The sequence below is a fragment of the Streptomyces sp. NPDC029836 genome (genome assembly GCF_055574495.1).
The window spans coordinates 1,057,244-1,072,450 of sequence record NZ_JBVHZI010000001.1 but is presented as its reverse complement, the minus strand read 5'-3'; the positions used below and the strand labels follow the sequence as shown (position 1 = coordinate 1,072,450).

General features: G+C 72.6%; 12 protein-coding genes and 1 riboswitch. Of the genes, 11 read left to right on the top strand and 1 reads right to left on the bottom strand.

From position 1 onward, the window contains the following. The first annotated feature begins 308 nt into the window (after positions 1–308). The 8 genes from hpnC to ACZ4XJ_RS04915 all read left to right on the top strand — a co-directional run bounded on the left by hpnC (position 309) and on the right by ACZ4XJ_RS04915 (position 10,209). Positions 309–1,241 (top strand): squalene synthase HpnC, encoded by a 933-nt coding sequence (gene hpnC, locus ACZ4XJ_RS04950; RefSeq protein ID WP_362875837.1) that lies wholly within the window; start codon positions 309–311, stop codon positions 1,239–1,241. Further along, positions 1,238–2,200 (top strand): presqualene diphosphate synthase HpnD, encoded by a 963-nt coding sequence (hpnD, locus tag ACZ4XJ_RS04945; RefSeq protein WP_468495336.1) that lies wholly within the window; start codon positions 1,238–1,240, stop codon positions 2,198–2,200. Before hpnC ends, hpnD begins: the two co-directional genes overlap by 4 nt. Positions 2,201–2,339: 139 nt before the next feature. Next, positions 2,340–3,749 carry a hydroxysqualene dehydroxylase HpnE gene (hpnE, locus tag ACZ4XJ_RS04940; protein WP_468495335.1) on the top strand — a complete coding sequence of 470 codons (1,410 nt, stop codon included), beginning with the start codon at positions 2,340–2,342 and terminating at the stop codon, positions 3,747–3,749. Between the two features lie 62 nt (positions 3,750–3,811). Beyond that, on the top strand, positions 3,812–4,912 hold the full coding sequence (locus tag ACZ4XJ_RS04935; protein WP_383991120.1) for a polyprenyl synthetase family protein: 1,101 nt from the start codon (positions 3,812–3,814) through the stop codon (positions 4,910–4,912). Between the two features lie 122 nt (positions 4,913–5,034). Continuing rightward, positions 5,035–7,107, top strand: coding sequence for a squalene--hopene cyclase (gene shc / locus ACZ4XJ_RS04930; protein ID WP_468495334.1), 2,073 nt, complete (start codon positions 5,035–5,037; stop codon positions 7,105–7,107). Further along, positions 7,107–7,772, top strand: a complete 666-nt coding sequence (locus tag ACZ4XJ_RS04925; protein ID WP_362875708.1) for a phosphorylase family protein — start codon at positions 7,107–7,109, stop codon at positions 7,770–7,772. The genes shc and ACZ4XJ_RS04925 overlap by 1 nt, the downstream gene beginning before the upstream one ends. A 5-nt stretch (positions 7,773–7,777) precedes the next feature. Continuing rightward, a complete protein-coding gene (gene hpnH / locus ACZ4XJ_RS04920; RefSeq protein ID WP_362875709.1) occupies positions 7,778–8,809 on the top strand; it encodes an adenosyl-hopene transferase HpnH in 1,032 nt (343 codons plus the stop codon). Then, a complete protein-coding gene (locus ACZ4XJ_RS04915) occupies positions 8,806–10,209 on the top strand; it encodes an aspartate aminotransferase family protein (protein WP_468495333.1) in 1,404 nt (467 codons plus the stop codon). Before hpnH ends, ACZ4XJ_RS04915 begins: the two co-directional genes overlap by 4 nt. A 29-nt stretch (positions 10,210–10,238) precedes the next feature. Here the strand turns inward: ACZ4XJ_RS04915 and ACZ4XJ_RS04910 are convergent, their stop codons facing one another. After that, positions 10,239–11,060, bottom strand: a complete 822-nt coding sequence (locus tag ACZ4XJ_RS04910) for a tyrosine-protein phosphatase (protein ID WP_468495332.1) — start codon at positions 11,058–11,060, stop codon at positions 10,239–10,241. A 318-nt stretch (positions 11,061–11,378) separates the two neighbouring features. Further along, a riboswitch (cyclic di-AMP (ydaO/yuaA leader) is annotated at positions 11,379–11,545 on the top strand. A gap of 4 nt (positions 11,546–11,549) precedes the next feature. Here ACZ4XJ_RS04910 and ACZ4XJ_RS04905 point away from each other — a divergent pair. The 3 genes from ACZ4XJ_RS04905 to ACZ4XJ_RS04895 all read left to right on the top strand — a co-directional run bounded on the left by ACZ4XJ_RS04905 (position 11,550) and on the right by ACZ4XJ_RS04895 (position 14,934). Beyond that, positions 11,550–12,593, top strand: coding sequence for a M23 family metallopeptidase (locus ACZ4XJ_RS04905; protein WP_468495331.1), 1,044 nt, complete (start codon positions 11,550–11,552; stop codon positions 12,591–12,593). A gap of 162 nt (positions 12,594–12,755) precedes the next feature. Continuing rightward, a complete protein-coding gene (locus ACZ4XJ_RS04900) occupies positions 12,756–13,541 on the top strand; it encodes an SGNH/GDSL hydrolase family protein (RefSeq protein WP_362875713.1) in 786 nt (261 codons plus the stop codon). Between the two features lie 139 nt (positions 13,542–13,680). Continuing rightward, on the top strand, positions 13,681–14,934 hold the full coding sequence (locus ACZ4XJ_RS04895) for an MBL fold metallo-hydrolase (protein ID WP_468495330.1): 1,254 nt from the start codon (positions 13,681–13,683) through the stop codon (positions 14,932–14,934). The last annotated feature ends 273 nt before the right edge of the window (positions 14,935–15,207 follow it).

Below are 15,207 nucleotides of genomic sequence, written 5' to 3'. Positions count from 1 at the left end.
GACGGTCGGCCGCGACGCAATTCGCGGCGGGGCGACATTCCGTGCTCCGGTGAATACCCGATAGGCCCCCGCGGCGTTGTACAGCGTAAGCTGGACCAGTTCTCCATCGCGCCAAGAGGGGACGATTCCCCGCAGCCGAAACTCCTCGGGTACCCCGGGTAAACTCCGGCGGCGTGTCCGAAATAGGATGGCTTGGTTCGGCAGTGTAGAACGGGAGATGTGACGGCAATGGCTACGGGAATTCTCCGGCCCCCAGGCACAGTGGCCGTCCCCGCCCCGGGCGGCGGGCGGTGACCCCCGGGCACGGCATCCGGCCCGGCGGCCCCGGAGCCCCCGACGGGACCCTCGACCCCCACGCCCGCGCCACGCTCGACAAGGCCGCGGCCGAAAACTTCCCCGTAGCCCCCGCGTTCCTTCCCCGCGCCTGGCGCGCGGGCCTGATGGCGGTGTACGGGTACGCCCGCCTCGTCGACGACATCGGCGACGGCGACCTCGCCCCCGGCGGCCGCGACGCGGTGCTCCTGGGCCTCGACCCCGCCGCCTCGGACGACCGCACCGCCATGCTCGACGCCCTCGAAGCCGACCTCATGCGGGTCTTCGGCGGTACGGACGGCCCCCCGCGCCACCCCCTGCTGCTGGCCCTCCCGCCCGTCGTCCGCGCCCACGGCCTGACGCCCGAACCCTTCCTCGGGCTCATCGAGGCCAACCGCCAGGACCAGCGGGTCACGCGCTACGAGACGTACGCGGACCTGCTGGCCTACTGCGAACTCTCCGCGAACCCCGTGGGGCGCCTCGTGCTCTCCCTCACCGGAACGAGCACCCCCGAGCGCGTCCGACTCTCCGACGCCGTCTGCACGGGCCTACAGATCGCCGAGCACCTCCAGGACGTCGCCGAGGACCTCGGCCGCGACCGCGTGTACCTCCCCGCCGAGGACATGCGCCGCTTCCACGTCACCGGGACCGACCTCAAGGCGCCGTCCGCCGGCGCGTCCGTCCGCGCCCTGGTCGCCTTCGAGGCCGAACGCGCGCGCCTGCTCCTGGACGAGGGCCTCCCGCTCGTCGGCAGCGTCCACGGCAGGCTCCGGCTGTTGCTCGCGGGCTTCGTGGGAGGGGGGCGCGCCGCCCTCAGGGCGGTCTCGGACGCCGGGTTCGACCCGCTTCCCGGACCGCCAAAGCCCACCCGGAGCGGCCTGCTCCGCGAGGTGGCCGCCGTCCTGCGCACAGCGCCGAGAAAGGGGTGAGCCCGAACGTGGAGGGCCCCACACACGCGTCCGTACCGTCCGCACCCGTCATCGCGGCCTACGGCTACTGCGAGGCCGTGACCGGAACGCAGGCACGCAACTTCGCCTACGGCATCAGGCTGCTGCCCACCGACAAGCGGCAGGCGATGTCCGCGCTGTACGCCTTCTCCCGGCGCGTCGACGACATCGGCGACGGCACGCTCCCGCCCGAGGCGAAGCTGACCCGCCTGGAGGAGACCCGCGCGCTCCTCGACCGCATCCGCGCCGAGGAGATCGACGAGGACGACACCGACCCGGTCGCCGTCGCCCTCGCGCACGCCGCACGCCGCTTCCCGATCCCGCTCGGCGGACTCGACGAACTCATCGACGGGGTCCTGATGGACGTCCGCGGCCAGGAGTACGAGACCTGGGACGACCTGAAGGTCTACTGCCGCTGCGTCGCCGGCGCCATCGGCCGGCTCTCCCTCGGCGTGTTCGGCACCGTGCGCGGCACCGGACCCGAGGCGGCCCGGGCCGACGAGTACGCCGACGTCCTCGGCCTCGCCCTGCAACTCACCAACATCCTGCGGGACATCCGCGAGGACGCCGCCAACGGACGCACCTACCTGCCCGCCGAGGACCTCGCCAAGTTCGGCTGCTCCGAAGGCTTCGGCAGTGACCGGGCCCCCGCCGGCTCCGACTTCGCCGGCCTCGTCCACCACGAAGTCCGGCGCGCCCGCGCCCTGTTCGTCGAGGGCTACCGGCTGCTGCCCCTGCTCGACCGGCGCAGCGGCGCCTGCGTGGCCGCCATGGCCGGGATCTACCGCCGTCTGCTCGACCGCATCGAGCGCGAGCCCGAGGCCGTCCTGCGCGGCCGCGTCTCGCTGCCGCCGCACGAGAAGGCGTACGTCGCCGTACGCGGCCTGTCGGGCCTCGACGCGCGCACCATCGCGCGCCAGAGCACGCGGAGGCGGATCTGATGGACCGCACCACGGACCCCGGCGCCGCCGGCGGCCGGGCAACCACCCGGGCCGCCGTCGCGTCTAACCCGTCGGGCTCCGCCGGACCGGACCCCGCGCCGGTGCGCCCGGCAGGGCACTACGGCGTGGGGGAGGGTTCATGAGCGGCACCGACCGGGGCGACCACGACGACCGCGCCGTCGACGACCGTGCCGTCGTCGTGGGCGGCGGGCTCGCCGGAGTCACCGCCGCACTCCAACTCGCCGACGCCGGACTACGGGTCACCCTGCTCGAAGGGCGTCCGCGCCTCGGCGGCCTCGCCTTCTCCTTCAAGCGCGGGGACCTGACCGTCGACAACGGCCAGCACGTCTACCTGCGTTGCTGCACCGCCTACCGGTGGTTCCTCGATCGCGTCGACGGCGCCGACCTCGCCCCGCTCCAGGACCGGCTCGACGTCCCCGTCCTCGACGTCGCCCACCCGCGCGGCCCCCGTCTCGGCCGACTGCGCCGCAGCGCCCTGCCCGTCCCCCTGCACCTGGCCGGAGCCCTGGCCCGCTACCCGCACCTCTCCCTCGCCGAACGGGCCTCCGTCGGGCGCGCCGCCCTCGCGCTGCGGCGCCTCGACCCCACCGACCCGGCCCTCGACGGGCTCGACTTCGCCACCTGGCTGCGCCGCTACGGCCAGTCCCCGCGCACCATCGAGGCGCTGTGGGACCTCGTCGGCGTCGCCACGCTCAACGCCACGGCCGAACAGTCCTCGCTGGGCCTGGCCGCCATGGTCTTCAAGACCGGCCTGCTCTCCGAGAACGGGGCGGCCGACATCGGCTGGGCCAAGGTTCCGCTCGGCGACCTCCACGACACCCTCGCCCGCAAGGCGCTCGACCGGGCCGGTGTGACGACCGCCCTGCGCACCCGCGTCACGGCCCTCTCCCGCACCGGGGAAGGCGCCTGGCGGGTCGACACCGAGGACGGGGCCCTCGACGCGGGCACCGTCGTCCTCGCCGTCCCCCAGCGCGAGGCGCACGCCCTGTTGCCCGCCGGGGCGCTGCCCGACCCGGACAAGCTCCTGGACATCGGCACCGCGCCCATCCTCAACGTCCACGTCGTCTACGACCGCAAGGTGCTCAAGCGGCCCTTCTTCGCGGCTCTGGGCTCGCCCGTCCAGTGGGTCTTCGACCGCACGGAAGCCTCCGGCATGAGCGACGGCGGCCAGTACCTGGCCCTGTCCCAGTCGGTCGCCCAGGACGACATCGAGGAACCCGTCGCGGTCCTGCGCGCCAAGTACCTGCCCGAGCTGGAACGGTTGCTGCCCGCCGCGCGCGGAGCGAAGGTACGGGACTTCTTCGTCACCCGGGAACGGACCGCGACCTTCGCCCCCACGCCCGGAGTCGGCCGGCTGCGCCCCGGCCCGCGGACCGACACGCCGGGGCTCCACCTCGCCGGAGCGTGGACCGCGACCGGTTGGCCCGCGACCATGGAGGGGGCCGTGCGCAGCGGCCTCGCCGCGGCGCACACCGCACTCGAAGCGCTGGGGCGCCACGGCGAACACCCGCTGCGGGAGGCGGTATGACGACCGGCGCCAGCACCACAGGCACAGCACGAACAGCACGTACAGGAACCAGAGGAGAGCCAGTGAACCCGGGGAACCCGGCTGTCGAGAACACGGCTGCCAGTGTGGGCACGGCCGGAGGGGGCCTGGAGAAGGCGGACACGCTCGCGCTCCTGGAACGCGGCCGCACCCTGTCGACGCCCGTGCTCCGCGCCGCAGTGGACCGGCTCGCGGCGCCCATGGACACCGTCGCCGCCTACCACTTCGGCTGGATCGACGCCGACGGCAACGAGGCGGACGGCGACGGCGGCAAGGCCGTCCGTCCCGCCCTCGCCCTGCTCTCCGCCGAGGCCGCGGGCGCCGCGGCCGAGGTCGGGATCCCGGGCGCCGTCGCCGTCGAACTCGTCCACAACTTCTCGCTGCTGCACGACGACCTCATGGACGGCGACGAGCAGCGCCGTCACCGCGACACGGTGTGGAAGGTCCACGGCCCGGCCCTGGCCATCCTCGTCGGCGACGCCCTGTTCGCCCTCGCCAACGAGGTCCTGTTGGAACTGGGCACCGTCGAGGCGGGCCGCGCGGCCCGCCGCCTGACCACCGCCAGCCGCAAGCTGATCGACGGGCAGGCGCAGGACATCTCCTACGAGCACCGCGAGCGCGTCAGCGTCGAGGAGTGCCTGGAGATGGAGGGCAACAAGACCGGCGCCCTCCTCGCCTGCGCGGTCTCCATCGGCGCCGTCCTCGGCGGCGCCGACGACCGCACCGCCGACAAGCTGGAGGAGTACGGCTACCACCTCGGCCTCGCCTTCCAGGCCGTCGACGACCTCCTCGGCATCTGGGGCGACCCGGAGGCGACCGGCAAGCAGACCTGGAGCGACCTGCGCCAGCGCAAGAAGTCCCTGCCCGTCGTCGCCGCCCTCGCGGCCGGCGGACCCGCCTGCGAGGAACTCGGCCGGCTGCTCACCGCCGACGCCAAGAGCAACGACTTCGAGAACTTCTCCGAGGAGGAGTTCGCGGCCCGCGCCGCCCTCATCGAAGCCGCCGGTGGCCGCCAGTGGACCGCCGACGAGGCACGCCGCCAGCACGCGATTGCGATCCGCGCCCTGGACGACGTCGACATGCCGCAGCGGGTGCGCGACCAGCTCGTCGCCCTCGCCGACTTCGTCGTCGTACGCAAGAGGTGATCGCCACCCGACAGCGGATATCGCGCTAGTCGCCGGCCGGCGCCGCACCTGCTGCGCGCACATCGGTCGACGGCAAACCCCAGCACAGCAGAGGACACTGCAGACTGCACGGAGGGGAAGCCATGACAGCGACGACCGACGGCGGCGGCGCGATGGCCGGCGGCGCTGATCCGCGAAACGATGGAGCCGGGGCCCCGGCCGACCCCGCGCGGAGCGCGGCCGGGCCGGCCGGGCCCGGCGCACCGCCGGACCACCGCACTCCCGAACTCCTGCGCGGGGTCCGGGACGCCACCGACCGGGCCACCCGCAACCTGCTGGAACGTCAGGACCCGGCGGGCTGGTGGAAGGGCGACCTGGAGACCAACGTCACCATGGACGCCGAGGACCTGCTGCTGCGGCAGTTCCTCGGCATCCGGGACGAGGCCACCACCCGGGCGGCGGCCCTCTTCATCCGCGGCGAGCAGCGGGACGACGGCACCTGGGCCACGTTCCACGGCGGCCCCCCCGAACTCTCCGCCACCATCGAGGCGTACGTCGCCCTGCGCCTCGCCGGGGACGCGCCCGACGCCCCCCACATGTCGCGCGCCTCGGCCTGGATCCGCGCCCACGGCGGGATCGCCGCCGCCCGGGTCTTCACCCGGATCTGGCTGGCGCTCTTCGGCTGGTGGCAATGGGAGAACCTGCCCGAACTCCCGCCCGAACTGCTGTTCCTGCCCTCCTGGGTGCCGCTCAACATCTACGACTTCGGCTGCTGGGCCCGCCAGACCATCGTCCCGCTCACCGTGGTCTCGGCGCTGCGTCCCGTCCGCCCGGCCCCCTTCGTCCTGGACGAACTCCACGCCGACGCCCGCAACCCCTGCCCCACCGCCCCCACGGCCCCGCTGACCAGCTGGGACGGGATCTTCCAGCGGATGGACAAGGCCCTCCACGTCTACCGCCGGTTCGCCCCGAGGGCCGTGCGCGGGGCCGCGATGGCCAGCGCCGGCCGGTGGATCGTCGAACGGCAGGAGAACGACGGCTGCTGGGGCGGGATCCAACCGCCCGCCGTGTACTCCGTCATCGCCCTGCACCTGCTCGGCTACGACCTCGGCCACCCGGTGATGCGGGCCGGCCTGGAGTCGCTCGACCGGTTCGCCGTATGGCGCGAGGACGGCGCCCGCATGATCGAGGCCTGCCAGTCCCCGGTCTGGGACACCTGCCTGGCCGCCATCGCCCTCGCCGACGCGGGCGTCCCCCCGGACCACCCGGCGCTCGTCAAGGCCGCGGACTGGATGGTCGGCGAGGAGATCCGGCGCCCCGGCGACTGGGCCGTCCGCAGGCCCGGACTGGCCCCCGGCGGTTGGGCGTTCGAGTTCCACAACGACAACTACCCCGACATCGACGACACCGCCGAGGTGGTCCTCGCGCTGCGCCGGATCGACCACCCCGACCCGATGAAGGTCGAGGCCGCCATCGCCCGCGGGGTGTCCTGGAACCTCGGCATGCAGTCGAGGAACGGGGCCTGGGGCGCCTTCGACGCCGACAACACCCGCACCCTCCCCAACCGGCTGCCGTTCTGCGACTTCGGCGAAGTCATCGACCCGCCGTCCGCCGACGTCACCGCCCACGTGGTGGAGATGCTGGCCGTCGAGGGCCGGGCCGGCGACCCCCGCACCCGGCGCGGCATCGCCTGGCTGCTCGCCGAACAGGAGCCGGACGGCGGCTGGTTCGGCCGCTGGGGCACCAACTACGTCTACGGCACCGGTTCGGTCCTGCCCGCCCTCACCGCCGCCGGCATCGCCCCCTCCCACCCCGCCGTCCGACGGGCCGTGCGCTGGCTGGAGTCCGTACAGAACGAGGACGGCGGCTGGGGCGAGGACCAGCGTTCCTACCAGGACCGCTCCTGGGCGGGGAAGGGGGCGTCCACCCCCTCGCAGACCGCCTGGGCGCTGATGGCCCTGCTGTCGGCGGGGGAACGCGACGGCAAGGCCGTCGAACGCGGCCTCGCCCACCTCGTCGACACCCAGCGCCCCGACGGCACCTGGGACGAGCCGTACTTCACGGGCACCGGCTTCCCCTGGGACTTCTCCATCAACTACCACCTGTACCGACAGGTGTTCCCCCTGACCGCCCTCGGCCGCTACCTCCACGGGGAACCCTTCGGGCCCGACGGACGCCGACCCACCGCCGCCCCGGCCCTCGCCGAGGACTCCTGATGACCGGCCCCCGGGCGCAGCCCCCGCCCCCGCCGCTGCTGATCGCCTGCGCGCTGCGCATCGAGCGGATGGCGCTGCGCAGCGCCGGCCGGCCGGCCGGCGGGCCGAGCACGGTGCTGCGTACGGGCATGGGGCCGCGCGCCGCCGAACGGGCCCTCGCCCGTGCGCTGGAGCGGCCGGGGATGGCGGGGGCCGCCGTACTGGCCACCGGGTTCTGCGCCGGGCTGGTTCCCGGCATGCACCCCGGCGACCTGGTCGTCGCCGACGAGACCCGGGACCCGCGCGGGACCGTCCCGTGCACCGGCACCCGACTGCTCGTCGAGGCCCTGGCCCGGGCCCTCCCGGACCGGACCGTGCACACCGGCGCGCTGACCGGGTCCGACCACGTCGTACGCGGCCAGGAGCGGGCCCGGCTGCGCGCCGGCGGCGCCGTGGCGGTCGACATGGAGTCGGCGGCCACCCTGTGGACCGCCACCCGGGGCGCCCCCGACCGGTCGGAGGGGGAACGTCCCGTTGCGGCCGTCCGGGTGATCGTGGACGCTCCTGAGCACGAGCTCGTCCGCATCGGCACCGTCCGCGGTGGAATATCGGCGTTCCGTGTACTGCGTGCCCTACTGCCCGCGTTCCATGAATGGCACCGTTCTTCGCTGCTCCCCAGGAGGTGAGCCAGATGGCCATGCCACTGCGCCAGTCCATCAGGGTCGGGACCTATCTTCTCGAACAGAAGCTCCGCAAGCGGGAGAAGTTCCCGCTGATCGTGGAACTGGAACCGCTCTACGCCTGCAACCTGGCCTGCGAGGGATGCGGAAAGATCCAGCACCCGGCCGGGGTCCTCAAGCAGCGCATGCCGGTGGCCCAGGCCGTCGGCGCCGTGCTGGAGTCCGGTGCGCCGATGGTGTCCATCGCGGGCGGTGAGCCCCTGATGCACCCGCAGATCGACGAGATCGTCCGGCAGCTGGTGGCGAAGCGGAAGTACGTCTTCCTCTGCACCAACGCGATGCTGCTCCGCAAGAAGATCGAAAAATTCACCCCGTCCCCCTATTTCGCCTTCGCCGTCCACATCGACGGGTTGCGCGAACGCCACGACGAATCGGTGGCCAAGGAAGGCGTCTTCGACGAGGCCGTCGCGGCCATCAAGGAGGCGAAGCGGCGCGGTTTCCGGGTGACGACGAACTCCACCTTCTTCAACACCGACACCCCGCAGACCATCATCGAGGTGCTCAACTACCTCAATGACGACCTCCGCGTCGACGAAATGATGATCTCGCCCGCCTACGCCTACGAAAAGGCCCCCGACCAGGAACACTTCCTGGGCGTCGAACAGACCCGCGAACTCTTCAAGAAGGCCTTCGCGGGCGGGAACCGGCGGCGCTGGCGGCTCAACCACTCCCCGCTCTTCCTCGACTTCCTGGAAGGCAAGGCGGATTTCCCCTGCACCGCCTGGGCCATTCCCAATTACTCCCTCTTCGGCTGGCAGCGCCCCTGCTACCTGATGAGCGACGGCTACGTACCCACGTACCGCGAACTCATCGAGGACACCGACTGGAACAAGTACGGCCGCGGCAAGGACCCGCGCTGCGCCAACTGCATGGCGCACTGCGGATACGAACCCACCGCCGTCCTCGCCACCATGGGCTCCCTCAAGGAATCCCTGCGAGCGGCCCGGGAGACCATCGGCAGCAACCGGGCCGGCTCGGCATGACCGCCGGCCAGGAGGGCGGCAAAGGCTTCGACCTCGCCGCCCTGCTCGCCGAGCGCGGGGACGAGCGCTACGAGCTCCACTCCCGCCACCTCAACCACCAGCTGCCCCGCATGCTCCACACCATCGGCTTCGACAAGGTCTACGTACGCGCCGAGGGCGCCCACTTCTGGGACGCCGAGGGCAACGACCACCTCGACATGCTCGCCGGCTTCGGGGTGATGGCCCTGGGCCGACACCACCCCGTCGTCCGCAAGGCGCTGCACGACGTCCTGGACGCCCAGCTCGCCGACCTGACCCGCTTCGACTGCCAGCCGCTGCCGGGACTGCTCGCCGAGAAGCTGCTCTCGTACAGCCCCCACCTGGACCGGGTCTTCTTCGGCAACAGCGGCACCGAGGCGGTCGAGACGGCCCTGAAGTTCGCCCGCTACGCCACCGGCCGGCCCAGGATCCTCTACTGCGACCACGCCTTTCACGGACTCACCACCGGCTCGCTGTCGGTCAACGGTGAAGCCGGCTTCCGGGACGGCTTCGCGCCGCTGCTCCCCGACACCCGGATCGCCCTCGGTGACCTGGACGCCCTGGAACGCGAACTGCGCCGGGGCGACGTCGCCGCCCTGATCGTGGAGCCGATCCAGGGCAAGGGGGTGCTCGCCGCGCCCCCCGGATTCCTGCGCGCGGCCCAGGAGCTCCTGCACCGGCACAAGGCCCTGTTGATCGCCGACGAGGTGCAGACCGGCCTCGGACGCACCGGCGATTTCTACGCGTACCAGCACGAACCCGGCGTCGAGCCGGACCTGGTGTGCGTGGCCAAGGCCCTGTCGGGCGGCTACGTGCCGGTCGGCGCGACCCTGGGCAAGGACTGGATCTTCCAGCGCGTGTACTCGTCCATGGACCGGGTGCTGGTCCACTCGGCGAGCTTCGGTTCCAACGCGCAGGCGATGGCCGCCGGCCTGGCGGTGCTGAGCGTCATGGAGGACGAGGAGGTCACGGCCAACGCCCGCGCCGTGGGCGACCTGCTGCGCGGCCGACTCGCCGCGCTCGTGGACGAGTACGAGCTGCTGCACGAGGTGCGGGGGCGCGGGCTGATGATCGGCATCGAGTTCGGCCGGCCGTCCTCGCTGGGCCTGCGCAGCCGCTGGGCGATGCTCCAGGCCGCCCGCAAGGGGCTGTTCGCCCAGATGGTCGTGGTGCCGCTGCTGCGCAAGCACCGGATCCTCACCCAGGTGTCCGGGGACCACCTGGAGGTCATCAAGCTGATCCCGCCGCTGATCGTGGACGAACACGACGTGGACCGGTTCGTCGGCGCCTTCCGGGAGGTCATGGACGAAGCGCACAGCGGTGGCTCGTTGATGTGGGACTTCGGCCGGACGCTGGTGAAGCAGGCCGTCGGCAACCGCTGACGGCCTGCCGGCCGGGGGAGGCCCGGCTCCTACGGTTCCAGCAGTCTCTCCCGTAGCCGGACCAGGGTCTCGGGCGCGAGCCCGAGGCCTTCGGCGAGGTAGCGGTCCACCCCGCCCCACTCCTCGTCGATCGTCTCGTACGCCGCCCGCAGGTACTCGGCGCGCGCGTCGAAGAGCGGGGCCAGCAGCTCCGACACCTCGGCCGGGCGGGACTCGACCGCGTCCGCGCCGCGCCGCATCCGGTAGCGGCGGTGCGGGGCGTTCGACTCCAGGTAGTCCGCCGCGATCACGTCCCGTTCGACGCCGAGCGCGAGCAGCGTGACGGCGATCGACAGACCGGCCCGGTCCTTGCCCGCCGCGCAGTGCATCAGTGCCGGCACGCTGTCCTCGGCCAGCGCGTGCACGACCCGGCTGTGTTCGGCGGTCCGGGTGCGGATCATCGTGCGGTACGAGGTGGTCATGCGCTCGGCCGCCCGGCCCTCCCCGAGGAGGGTGCGCAGCTGGGCCAGGTCGCCCTCGCGGACCATCGTCCAGAACTCCTTCCCGGCGGCCGGGTCGGACAGCGGGATGTTCACGTAGCGCACGCCCGGCAGTTCCACGTCCGGCCCTTCCACGGCGTGGTCGGCGCGGTTGCGGAAGTCGAACACCGTGTGCAGACCGAGCGAGGAGAGGAACTGTGTTCCTGTTTCGGTGGCATGCGCCAGATGTCCGCTTCGGAAGAGTCGTCCCGACCTGACCCGTCGTCCGTCGGCGGTCGGCAGACCGCCCACGTCACGGAAATTGCGCACTCCCGTCAGCTCCGGTTCGGGTTCGGGGATCGCCGGAAGGGGTGGCGGTATCTGCTGGGTCACGAGTGGTCCTCCGCATCGTCCTGAGGTGTCCGAATTACGCCGGTTGGGAGCAACTTGCCACGGGGAGAGGCGAGATCGCGCCAGGCTCCGTGAGCCAGATCATACGGTGACCGTGTGTGCCCGATCGCGAAATCCGAATTCCCACGCCAGGGCGGTTGTTGATGGTGCGGAATGGACACAGGGTGACCGGAATTCCCTCACACCCTCATACCTGTGATTGCGTCAGGGAATGTGCGGCTTGTTGCCCGTGGACCCGCTCGATTACCTTCACGACCGATCCGGGTGGACAGCCTAATCCTGCCGCCGCCCGGGAACCGCACCCGACTATCGACGCGCGCGGCAGGAGCGGGGGAACCAGGTAGGCCGCCGGACCGGAACGTTCTCCGGGCCGGCTCGGGGTGAAGCCGTACGCGTCCTCGACGTGCGCGGCCGGACATCTCCAGTCCGAACCCGACAGCTCACCTCGCAGGCGACGGAGAGGAATTCGCCATGCCCGGTAAGGGTAAGCACCGCCGCCCGAAGTCCCGTTCCATATCCCGCGGTCTCACCGCGGCCGGCACCGGCGGCGCCGCGCTCGCGCTGCCGCTGATCGGTGCCACCGGCGCCCACGCAGCCCCCGCGGCCGCCCCGGCCACCGCACCCGCGCAGGCCCCGCAGGCCCCGGCGGCCCTCCAGGCGGCCGCCACGGTGACGCCCACCGCGACGCCGACCGCCGCTGCCGCCGCGGTCTACACCGTCGTCGCCGGCGACCACCTCTCGAAGATCGCCGCCGAGCGCCGGCTCACCGGCGGCTGGGAGCAGCTCTACGCCGACAACCGCGACGCCGTCGGCAGCGACCCCTCGCTGATCCACCCGGGCCTCAAGCTCACCCTCGGCGCTCCGGGTTCGACCGGGGCCGCCCCCGCACCCGCCGCTCCGGCCCCGACCAAGAAGCAGTCGCCGCCCTCCGCCTCGACCCCGGACTCCGCCTCCGAGTCGGGCTCCGGCAACCGCTCCGAGCGCTCCTCCAGCCGCCCTGAGGCGTCCGGTGAGCGCTCCTCCGCCCCGAAGGCGGCGCCCAAGAAGGCCGCGCCCGCGCAGAAGCCCGCCGGGTCGGGTCAGGCGGCGCCCTCCACCCCGTCGGCCTCCGGCGGATTCGTGGCCCCGGTCGCGGGCGGCGTCTCCACCGCGTACCGCATGGGCGGCAGCATGTGGTCCTCCGGTTACCACACCGGCGTGGACTTCATGGCCGGCACCGGCACCACCGTCAAGGCCGTCGGCGCGGGCACCGTCGTCTCCGCCGGCTGGGGCGGCTCGTACGGCAACGAGGTCGTCATCAAGCACGCGGACGGCAAGTACTCCCAGTACGCGCACCTCTCCTCGCTGTCCGTCTCGGCCGGCCAGAGCGTCACCGGCGGCCAGCGCGTCGGCCTGTCCGGCGCCACCGGCAACGTGACCGGTCCGCACCTCCACTTCGAGATCCGCACGGGCCCGTCCTACGGCTCGGACATCGACCCGCTGGGCTACCTCCGCTCCAAGGGCGTCAGCCTCTGACGGCACCGTCCGTCGGACACACGCGCGCGTGAGGCCGGGACCCGAGGGGGGTCCCGGCCTCACGTGTACTTATTCCTTATCCCCCGCGTGGTACAGATCACGGTCCGTCAACCCCTCATTACGTTGGCGTAGGTTGGTTGCGACGGTGAAGGATGTCGTTTCGTGGCAGCGACGACGACGACACTCAAGACCATCGGCTCGTACGCGGCGATCGGGGACAGCTTCACCGAAGGCGTGGGAGACCCGGGACCCGGGGGTTCCCATCTCGGCTGGGCGGACCGCCTCGCCGTGCTCCTCGCCGATCAGCGCGAAGAACACGACTTCCGGTACGCGAACCTGGCCGTGCGGGGGAAGCTCCTCGACCAGATCGTGGCCGACCAGGTCCCGAGGGCCCGCGCCCTCGCACCGGACCTGGTGACCTTCTGCGCGGGCGGGAACGACATCATCCGTCCCGGCAGCGACCCGGACGACGTGGCGGAGCGGTTCGAGGCGGCCGTCGCCGACCTCACCGAAGCCGTCGGCCTCGTCATGATCACCACCGGCTTCGACACGCGGGGCGTGCCAGTCCTGAGGCACCTGAGGGGCAAGGTCGCCACGTACAGCGCGCACGTCCGCTCCATCGCCGACCGCTACGACTGCCCGGTGCTCGACCTGTGGTCGCTGCGCTCGGTGCAGGACCGGCGGGCCTGGGACGGAGACCGACTGCACCTTTCGCCCGAGGGTCACACCCGCGTCGCGCTGCGCGCCGCACAGGTGCTGGGCTACGGGATCCCGACCGACCCCGACCAGCCGTGGCCGCCGACGCCGCCGCGCGGCTCGGTGGACGTGACCCGCGACAACATCCAGTGGGCGCGCGAACACCTCGTGCCGTGGATCGGGCGCCGGCTGCGGGGCGAGTCCTCCGGCGACCACGTCGCGGCGAAGCGCCCCGACCTGCTGCCCCTGTAGGACGCGCGGGGAACCGGACGCGCCTCGATTCCGCCCGGCGGGTTCCCGCCGGGCGGAATCCTCACGGGCCGGTACGCGTTGGGACGGTCGTGCATGTACTACCGTGCCACCTCGAACCGCACCCTCTTGAGGAGGCGCCTTGACCGGCTCCCTTCCCCTGCGTCCCAGGCTGCGCGCCCTGCGCGCCGAAGCCTTCGGGGCGGACTCCTCCGGCGCCCGGCTGGAGCGGATCCGACGCTCGCCGAACTTCGCCGACGGCGCCTTCCAGAACCCGGTGAAGGGCAGGACCAGGCCCTCCGGGTCGATGGCCGAGTTCGCCCGGGTCTACTTCCACAAGGAACAACGGATCCGGCGCAGCCCCGCCGCGCCGATCCCGGTCTACCCGACCACCCTGGCCGAACTGGCGAAGGCCCCGGTCAGCGGCCTGCGGGTGACCTGGATGGGCCATTCCAGCGTGCTCGTGGAGATCGACGGCCGCCGAGTCCTCTTCGACCCCGTGTGGGGACAGCGCTGCTCTCCCTACTCCTTCGCCGGGCCCAAGCGCCTGCACCCGGTCCCGGTGCCGCTGGCCTCCCTGGGCGAGGTCGACGTCGTGGTGATCTCCCACGACCACTACGACCACCTCGACCTGCCCACGATCAAGGCGCTGGCCGGCACGAACACCGTCTTCGCCGTCCCGCTGGGCGTCGGCGCGCACCTGGAACGCTGGGGCGTACCGGCCGGCCGGCTGCGGGAGCTCGACTGGAACGAGGCCACCGAGGTCGCCGGGCTGACCCTCACCGCCACCCCGGCACAGCACTTCTGCGGGCGCGGCCTGCGCAACCAGCAGACCACCCTGTGGGCCTCCTGGGTCGTCGCCGGCGAGGAGCACCGGGTGTTTCACAGCGGTGATACGGGATATTTCCCGGGCTTCAAGGACATCGGCGCCGCGCACGGACCCTTCGACGCCACGATGATCCAGATCGGCGCCTACTCGGAGTACTGGCCGAAGGACCACGAGGACCGCACCCCGGACCCCGGCCCGTGGCCCGACATCCACATGACCCCGGACGAGGGCATCCGAGCCCAGCTCGACCTCCAGGGCGGCGCCGCGCACGGTGTGCTCCTGCCCATCCACTGGGGCACGTTCAACCTCGCCCCGCACCCGTGGTCCGACCCGGCCGAGCGCACCATGATCGCCGCCCGCAACGTGGGGCAGGCCGTGGCCGTGCCCAAGCCGGGCGAGCCCTTCGAGCCCGCCGGCAAGGTCCCCGTCGACCCGTGGTGGCGGCCCATCGCGGCCCCCGGATTCGCGTGGGAGCGCTGGGTGAACTACCGCGAAGAGCAGGTCGGGCCCGGCGAGCGCGGGACGGTCGAACCCGACGCGGGGCTCGACCTGGTCGGGGAGGCCTGACCGGGCTGCTCGGGCTGCTCGGGCAGCCGGCGGTCCCGGGGCTCGGCTACGTGCGGGGGTTCGGGACGGCGTGCCGGTCCCCCCGCGGCCGGCGCGTCCCTGGTGAACACCTGCTCGGCGCGCCAGTCGCGTCGGGTCGCCAGGATCCGGCTCTGCCGTCCGGCGCGCGACAGCACTTTCACCACGTCCGCCGCGTCGATCCGGGAATCACCGAGGACTGCGGCGGGAGTGCTGAGGGGGACGGTGGGTAGGCGCCCCACGGGCGGCCCCGAC